We start from the raw sequence: 8249 nt of genomic DNA on the forward strand, positions 1-8249 counted from the left end.
ATGATCGGCAAGGGAACCCATGGCTGACCTCGCAGCGCTGCTCGACGATTTCGCCGCCGAATGCGCGGATCTGGAAAACCTGGTCGCACCACTGACCCCCGAGCAGTGGAAGACGCCGACGCCCGCGCCACGCTGGGACATCGCCACCCAGATCGCCCATCTGAACTGGACCGACGAGGTGTCGGTACTGGCCGCGACCGACGCCGATGCCTTCACCGCGTTCCTCACCGAGGCCGCGTCGCGCGCGTTCACCCTCGTCGACGAAGGTGCCGAGGAAATCGCGCAGACACCACCCGCCGAGCTGTTGGTCCGCTGGCGCGCAGGCCGCGAGCAGCTCATCGCCGCACTGGCCGCCGTGCCCCCCGGCACCAAACTGCCGTGGTTCGGCCCGCCGATGAGCGCCGCGTCGATGATCTCGGCCCGCATCATGGAAACCTGGGCCCACGGCCAGGACGTAGCCGACGCCCTCGACCTGACCCGCGTCCCCACGGCCCGCCTGCGCACCGTCGCCCACATCAGCGTGCGCGCCAGGAACTACGCCTACCTGGTCAACGGCGAATCCGGCCCCACCGAAGAATTCCGAGTTGAACTCACCGCCCCCGACGGCACCCCCTGGACCTGGGGCCCCGAAGACGCCCCCCAACGCGTCACCGGCCCCGCCCTCGACTTCTGCCTCGTGGCCACCCAACGCCGCCACCGCGAAGACACCGCCCTGACCACCGAAGGCCCAGACGCCGACCACTGGCTCGGCATAGCCCAAGCCTTCGCAGGCCCTCCCGGCCCAGGCCGCGAAGCAGGCCAGTTCGCCTAACCACCGAACCCCTCCACCAGGCAATCCCCGAATCCGCCATGACCGCACTCCCAGCCCCGTACCCGCGACCCCTAGGGAGCGGCGGCCACGAAGTGGCCGGTCCGCGGCCGGGTCGCCGGTCAGGCGCCGGTGCGTAGGCGACGAAGGAGCAAGCACCGGTGCCTGACCGGCGACCCCTCAGGGCCGCGGACACGCGCGCGCCAGCGCGCCAATAAACACAGGCGAGCGCCAGTCTCAGAGCGCCATTCGTGCCGACTGCCCCGGACTTCATTGGCCGGGGGTGACCACCGTGGCAGTCGTGAATGACGCTCGCCTGCTTCCATCAGATACCCGTTACGCGGTGTGAGAAACACTTGCCCATGCGAAAACCGGCCCCGACTAGGAGTGATGCGTTCTCGTTTCGGATGTGGCTCTGATCTCACAGTGATGGAGCGGTTACTGTGCGGCCCAACACGTAACGTGGAATCAGCACGTGGCTTTCAACGATGCGGGCCCGTCCAACTCGGGTATACCCACAGCCACAGGAGGGAACCGCATCGTGACCGCACATCGGCCTGCTCAGATCGTGCGCCTGTCCGCGATCGTCGTCTCCGGGGCCGCCAGCCTCTGCCTCACCTTCGCCGCGGGCGCCTACATCGTCAATCACATGCCGGAACTCGGCCCGCCGCCCGCGCACGATCAGGCGGAACCGGCCGTGACGCCTAATCCCGGCCATCATCGACCCTTCTCCGTCGAGGACTCCGCACCACGCGCCGGCGTCGAGTTGGCCATGTCCTTCGGGGCGCCGACGCTGTCCACCGAGCGCTCGGAACCCGCCGCCACGCGCACTCCGATCACTGCCCAGCAGTCCGGAGTCGGTGCGCGACCGGACAATTCGCCGCTGGCCGGACGGGTGGGGATCGGCGGCACCTATGTCGGCGCTCAGGTGGCACCGCCGCGCAGCGACAGCGTGTCGTTCACCGTGGACACGAACCTCGTGACGGTGGCGGCGAAATACCTCGGTCTGACCGTGGATCCGGCCGCCGTCACCGCATTGCACACCGAATTCGACGCGCGCCGTGGGGAATTGGTGTTCGTGCTGTCGGACCCCGGCCTCGGCAGCCACACGCTGCGGGTCGAGGGAACGGGCACCGAACCGGCCGAGACCCCGAGCACTGCCACGGAATCGGCCGACGACCACGGCGACGCCGAGGCACCCCGGTCCTCGACCGAGGACACCCCGACTACCGTCGGCGTGTGACTTCTCGCGGCACCTCGAGCGGTGCGTACGACTTCTGCGTGGTCGGCGGCGGCATCGTCGGCGTGGCCACCGCGCACCGACTGCTGACCCAGTATCCCGATGCGAGCCTGGTCCTCATCGAGAAGGAAGCCTCGCTCGGCGCGCATCAGACCGGGCACAACAGCGGCGTCATCCACTCCGGGATCTATTACCCCCCGGACAGTTTGAAGGCACGACTGTGCCGGGCTGGTGCGCGGTGGACGAAGGAATTCGCCGCGGCCCACGACATTCCGTTCCGTGAATGCGGAAAGTTGCTGGTAGCCACCGATTCCGCCGAACACGAGCGGATGCTCGCGCTCTACGAGCGCTCGATCGCCAACGGAGTGGAGGTCGAGGCGATCGATGCGGCCGAGCTGAGGCGACGCGAACCACGGATCAGCGGCGTCGGCGCGCTGTTCGTGCCCGCCACCGGCATCATCGACTACAAGAAGATCACCGCCTCGCTCGCCGCCGAGGTCGACGCGATGGGCGGGGAGATCCTGCTCGGTACCGCTGTCGACGCGATCACCGAGAGCGTCTCAGCTGTCACGGTTTCGGGTCCGAAGGGCTCGATCACCGCGGGCACGCTGATCGTCTGCGCGGGCTTGCAAGCCGACCGGATGGCACGAAAGGCAGGGATAGACACCGATTTTCGTATCGTGCCGTTCCGCGGGGAGTACTACCGGCTCCCCGCCGAGCGCTCGGATCTGGTGCGCACGCTGATCTATCCGGTGCCCGACCCCGCGCTGCCGTTCCTCGGCGTACACCTGAGTCCCACCATCGACGGCGAACTCACCGTCGGGCCGAACGCGGTACTGGGACTGTCCAGGGAGGGCTACCGCAAGGGCAGCGTGAACCGACGCGACGCCATCGACGTGCTGAGCTTCGCCGGTGTGCGCCGGGTGGCCCGCGACCATCTCGCCACGGGGGTGCGCGAGCTCCGCAATTCGGTGTTCAAGCGCGGCTACCTCGCCGAATGCCGCAAGTACTGCCCCGAACTCACCACCGACGACCTGCTCGCTCACCGCGCGGGCATCCGGGCCCAGGCGGTGCTCCGCGACGGCACCCTGGTGCACGACTTCCTCATCGAACGCACGCCCCGCTCGATCCACGTACTCAACGCGCCCTCCCCGGCCGCCACGTCGGCGATGCCGATCGCGGAATACCTGGTCGAACAACTCTATTCCGCTAAATAAACCGGATATTTGTAGTACTTTTGGCTCCTGTACGCGTGGGCGAGGAAACCCATCCGGATCAGGGAGGGCCGATGGGCCACATCAGGTTTGCGAGTGACGTCGGCGCGACGGTAGACACCGCCTTCGCCTATACCGAGGATTTCCGCCACGGGCAGCAGTGGATGTTCGGCGTCACCGAGGTGACGCCGCTCGGCGAACCGGATCAGGGACTCGGCGCCGCTTTCGCGGTGAAAGTCCGGTTGTTCGGGGTGATTCCACTGCGATCATCGGTGGAGATCACCGAATATCGGCGCAATGCCGTTATCGGGTATACCCTGCGTGGGCGGGTATACGGAACCGTTACCCTACGCTTCGATCCACTCGGCTACGAACGGTCGGTACTGACCTCCGAAGCCGACTATCCACCACCACGCGGCATGTTCGGCCGCCTGTGCCACGGCCTCGTCGACGCGGCCGCGAAATCGGCACTGCGCCGAACGGAATCGCGGTTGCGAAGGGAGATAGAGGCATTCCACGGTACCGATCTTGTCGGCCGCATCGCCTAGGGTGGCGGTCATGATCATCGTGAGCACCGACGGGTCCTGCCTGCGCAATCCCGGTGGTGCCATCGGCTGGGCATGGGTGAATCATTCCGGGCCCGCCGACAGCGGCGGTGCCGCCAGCGGCACCAACCAGATCGCCGAGCTCCGCGGCGTGCTGGAAGCCATCCTCGCCCACCCCGGCGCCGAACCGATGCTCATCGAGAGCGACTCCCAGTACGCCATCAAGTGCGCCTCGGAATGGATCACCAGCTGGCGACGCAACGGCTGGCGCACCTCCACCGGCGGCGCGGTGAAGAACGTAGAGATCATCAAGCAGATCGACCGGGCCATCACCGGCCGCGAAGGGCCGGTGCGTTTCCGCTGGGTACGCGGGCACGTGGGCAACTACTTCAACGAAGAGGCCGACAAGCTGGCAGGCGAGGCCGCGCGGGCAGTCCGCGACAACCCGGCTCTCGGCCGCGAGGCCGCGCCCGTCGAGCAGGAACAACCGAGGCTTCGGCGCCGAGAACCCGCGGCGCCCGCCCCCACGAACACGGTCTCCACAGGGAAGTCGGTCGCAGCTGAAGCGCCGGTGGCAGGGACTCTCACCCTGTTCTAGGTGCGGTGCGACCGGAGTGGGACCGGACACGGAAACGCCGCGGGCAATGAATCTGCCCGCGGCGTTTCTGTTGGCTCAGTTCCCTGACGTGCTCAGTTCCCGGGTGTCGGGGCGGGCGCCGGTGCCGGAGCCGGTGCCGGAACCGCCTGACCGGGAGCCGTGCCGCCGCCGCCGGCCGCAGCGCCGCCGCCGTTTTTGAGCAGCGGCGAGTCCAGCTTGCTGACCAGCCACTTGTCGCCGGAGCGCTCGAGGCTCATCTCGATCGCGAACATCATCCGATCGGGCTGGGTCTGGGTGAAGTTGGTGCGGTACTGGGTCATGGTGACCATGGCCTTGACGTCGTCGGTGCTGCCCGACATGTACGCGCACTGGACGTCTTCGCCGGTCGACTTGACCTGGGCCTGCACCATGGCGCCCTTGAGCGCCTCGCTGGCATCACTGAACTCCTTGAGGTAGTCGCCGGTGGCGCCCGCCTTCATCGACGCGATATAGCCGTCGAGATCCTTGGAGTAGTCGTAGTTGGCCAAAATGGCGCCGTAATCGCAGGCTGCCTTGGTGGACTCGGCGATAGCGTCGAGCTTTTCGGCCTTGTTGTTGTTCTGCAGGAAGAACACCACACCTGCGGTGATCGCGCCGACTGCGACCACACCGGCCACACCTGCGGCGATCCAGCCCGTCGAGCTCGATGTCGCGCTCGGGGCAGCCGGAGCCGGCGCCTCGGTCACGGTCTTCGCCTCGACAGTCGGCTGATCGACCTCGGGAGTCGCCGGCGCACCCTTCACGGTGTCGTCGGTCTTCGCCAGATCGGGCTTGTCTGCCGCGGCAGCATCGGACTTGCTCTGGGCATCGTCGCTGGTCATCGAATCAATCCTGCTCTTTCCCGGCGCACATATCGCACCGATTTCCGATTGTGGTCCGTGATCCGGGCCACACGTCTTCCCCGCGAGTATGCCCGGTCAAGCTGTGAACAGCCTGGCCGGGCACCATCTCACTTGGCGGGAATAGGTGTCCGCTCCTTCGGGTCGACCCCGGGCGGCATCTGCGCGCCGTTATTGGGCACGTTGGGGCGCGGGGCATTGGCCGAACCACGGATCTGCAGGTCAGAAGTCGGGTTGGTGCAGTAATTCCACTTCGGAATGCTGCCGTCCTGAACCTCTTCGTTGCGCCGGTACTCGGTCTCGTAGTTACACGTCGGACGTGGCCAGATATCGATGATGGTGTGGAATTCGCCTTCGTGCGCCGGGGCGCCGATCGAACCGAGGCCCAGTGCCAGCGACGGGAACAGCAGTCGCAGGGCGGGCTGGCGCAACTGCGCCGCCTTGGTGATGGCCACGAAGTTGGCCGCCAGCGAGCTGATCGGATCGGCCGTCGCGTCCAGCACCGCGCCGAGGGATTCGAACTGCGCGGGCGCGTCGTCGAGCACGCCCTGCAGCTCGGCGTTGGCGTTGTTGAACTGGGTGAGCAGCGCGCCCGAATTACGGGTGAGCGTCTGCAGATCCGGCTGGGCGTTCGAGGTGGTCTCGGCGATCACCCGCAGGTTGGCGATGAGGTTCACCGTCTGCGGAAGCAGGTTGTCCAGGCCCGCGACCACCAGGCTGACGCCGTTGATCATGCTGCGCAGCTGGTCGGGACCGGCACCGAGCGCGATGTCGAGCTCGTCGAGGATCACGTCGAACTGCTTCGGATCTACCTGAGCGATCAGCGCGCTCGTGTCATCGAGCACGGCCCACACCGGAACCGGCGTCTGGATCTGCTCCGGGCTGTACTTGATCACCGCACCGTCACCGAGGAACGGGCCGACATCGCTCTTCGGACGGAAGTCGATGTACTGCTCGCCCGCCGCCGACAGCGCCGCCACCTGGATCATGGTGTCGACCGGGATCTTGAATTCCTTGTCGATCTCGGTCTTGGCGGCGATCGCCTCGCCGTCGTTGATCAGTTCGATCGAGGTGACCTTGCCGATCCGGAAACCACGCATGGTCACGTCGTTGCCCGGCTGCAGACCACCGGAGCGGTCCAGGTTCACAGTGACGTCGTACTCGGATCGCAGCGGATTGACCCGCATCACGTTGACCAGCAGGTATGTCCCGCCGAGCAACAGCACGAGTACGAGCGCGCTGTTGGCCAGCAGGATCTTGCTGCCGGCGAACTTCTTCAGCCTGCTCATCGGTGGCCTCCCACTCGGCCCTGAACGATCTGCAGCACCTGGATGAAGCTGCCGACGAAATCGTTCACATCTTTCATGTCCCAGAGCTTGCTGTTCGCCGGGTCGGTCAGCGCGCCCACATCGAGGTTGGTCAGCGTCGCGTACGGCGCCAGACCCTTACCTTGGAACGTCTGGTTCGCGCCGGGGCGGATCGCGTGCAACTGATCCATCACATAACCGAAGTCGTTACCGGTCGCGGCCAGCGCGTTCATCAGGTTGTCGAGATTGGTGAGCAGGTCGGAGAGCTGATCACCGGTGGTGTTGGAGTAGTCGCCGATGGCGGCGGTGGCCGTGGCCAGCTTGGTGAGCAGGTCACCGATCGCCTTGTTGTTCTCGGCGATCGCACCGATGGCCTGGGGCAGCGTGTCGGCCACCTGGCCGAGCTGACCCTTGTTGGCCTCGATGGTGTTGGCGAGGGTGTTGAACTCCGTCAGCACCGAGTCGACCTTGGTGCTGTTGTTGTTCAGCTCGCCGATGACACCGGTCATCTCGTAGATCAGATGGCCGAGTTCACCGCCGTGCCCGTTGAGGATCGAACCGAGTTCGGTACCGAGCCTGCTCAGGCTGGCGACGCCGCCGCCGTTGAACAGCATCGACACCGAGACCAGCAGCTCTTCCACCGTGGCGCCCGCCGAGGTGGCTTCCAGGGTGAACGTGTCACCCGCGGCCATGTCGGGCCCGCCCGCGGCGTTCTTCGGGCTGCTCAGCGCGATGAAGACGTCACCGAGGGGAGTGGCCTGGCGCAACTCCGCGGTGCTGCCCTTGGGCAGCTTGTAATCGGTGTTGATCTCCATGTCGACCATGGCCTCGAAGTTCTTGGTCGTGATCGACGACACGACGCCGACATCGGAACCACCGACCTTCACCTTGGCCTGATCGGGCAGGTTCAGGGCGTTCTCGAACTTCGCGTGCAGGGTGTAGGTCTCGCCGCCGGTGCCCGGCTTGGGCAACGGCAGATCCTCCACGGTGAAGCCACAGCCGGTCGTGATCGCGACCGTGGCCAATGCGGCTGCGGAGAGCAGCGCGCGGCGGGCCTTCATCGTCATTCGTCGGTTCATTTCGTCAGTCCGAGCAGTGCGGCGGTGAGCCCGTAGTCGGGGCCGAAGTCCTGGACGTTTCCGGTGCGGCAACCATCGGCCCGCATCTGGATCCGCTCACAGAACACGCTGATGAGCTCGCCCGAGAGCGCGGTTCCGATCAGCGCCTGCAGGCGGACGAAGCCCTTTTCCTTGTTGATGGCGCCGTCGATGTTCTGCATGAGCAGCGGCACCACGTCGACGATTTCGACCATCGCGCCCGAGTTGGCACGCAACTGGTTGGTGACCGTGGTCAAGCCCGTCAGCGAGGCGGCCAGTTCTTCCTGATGCCCGGCGAAGGTCGTCGAGGTGTTGTTCAGGAACTGATTGAGCTGGTCGAGGGTGGCCTGCAGGCCGGGCGCCTGGTCGGCGAGCAGTCCCGACATGGCGGTCACCCGGTCGCTGAAGTCGCGGACCGACTGATCGTTGTCGGCGAGCATCGTCGTGAGCTCGTTGAGCTTGATGATGATGTTGGAGATGGCGTCTTTGTTGTCGACGCCGACCTTCAACGCACCCGAGAGCGCGTCGAGGGTTTCGCGGATCTTCTGGCCGTTGCCGTTGA

At 66.2% G+C, this 8249-nt stretch carries 8 protein-coding genes and 1 pseudogene; 5 read left to right on the forward strand and 4 right to left on the reverse strand.

What is annotated here, in order from left to right; all coding sequences use genetic code 11:
- The first annotated feature begins 19 nt into the window (after window positions 1-19).
- The 5 genes from IBJ82_RS30040 to IBJ82_RS30060 all read left to right on the forward strand — a co-directional run bounded on the left by IBJ82_RS30040 (window position 20) and on the right by IBJ82_RS30060 (window position 4405).
- On the forward strand, window positions 20-811 hold the full coding sequence (locus IBJ82_RS30040; RefSeq protein WP_194829362.1) for a TIGR03084 family metal-binding protein: 792 nt from the start codon (window positions 20-22) through the stop codon (window positions 809-811).
- A gap of 538 nt (window positions 812-1349) precedes the next feature.
- A complete protein-coding gene (locus IBJ82_RS30045) occupies window positions 1350-2051 on the forward strand; it encodes a hypothetical protein (RefSeq protein ID WP_194829363.1) in 702 nt (233 codons plus the stop codon).
- Window positions 2048-3265, forward strand: coding sequence for an L-2-hydroxyglutarate oxidase (gene lhgO / locus IBJ82_RS30050; RefSeq protein WP_194829364.1), 1218 nt, complete (start codon window positions 2048-2050; stop codon window positions 3263-3265). Before IBJ82_RS30045 ends, lhgO begins: the two co-directional genes overlap by 4 nt.
- Window positions 3266-3336: 71 nt before the next feature.
- Complete coding sequence (locus IBJ82_RS30055) at window positions 3337-3810, forward strand: SRPBCC family protein (protein ID WP_194829365.1); 474 nt, start codon at window positions 3337-3339, stop codon at window positions 3808-3810.
- Between the two features lie 10 nt (window positions 3811-3820).
- The gene (locus IBJ82_RS30060) at window positions 3821-4405 is read left to right on the forward strand and encodes a ribonuclease H (RefSeq protein ID WP_194829366.1); all 585 of its coding nucleotides are present in this window, start codon (window positions 3821-3823) and stop codon (window positions 4403-4405) included.
- 92 nt (window positions 4406-4497) lie between these two features.
- On the opposite strand, the gene IBJ82_RS30065 is transcribed toward IBJ82_RS30060, so the two are convergent.
- From IBJ82_RS30065 to IBJ82_RS30080, 4 genes and pseudogenes are all read right to left on the reverse strand, one after another.
- Window positions 4498-5265: a hypothetical protein gene (locus IBJ82_RS30065; protein WP_194829367.1), complete on the reverse strand. Its 768-nt coding sequence runs from the start codon at window positions 5263-5265 to the stop codon at window positions 4498-4500.
- A gap of 128 nt (window positions 5266-5393) precedes the next feature.
- Window positions 5394-6572: an MlaD family protein gene (locus tag IBJ82_RS30070; RefSeq protein WP_194829368.1), complete on the reverse strand. Its 1179-nt coding sequence runs from the start codon at window positions 6570-6572 to the stop codon at window positions 5394-5396.
- Window positions 6569-7657, reverse strand: coding sequence for an MCE family protein (locus IBJ82_RS30075; RefSeq protein WP_194829369.1), 1089 nt, complete (start codon window positions 7655-7657; stop codon window positions 6569-6571). The genes IBJ82_RS30070 and IBJ82_RS30075 overlap by 4 nt, the downstream gene beginning before the upstream one ends.
- Before the next feature lie 8 nt (window positions 7658-7665).
- Window positions 7666-8249: pseudogene (locus tag IBJ82_RS30080) on the reverse strand (mammalian cell entry protein); the annotation flags it as partial.

The organism is Nocardia sp. XZ_19_231 (genome assembly GCF_015355705.1).
In the GTDB taxonomy this organism is placed as follows: Bacteria; Actinomycetota; Actinomycetes; order Mycobacteriales; family Mycobacteriaceae; genus Nocardia; species Nocardia salmonicida.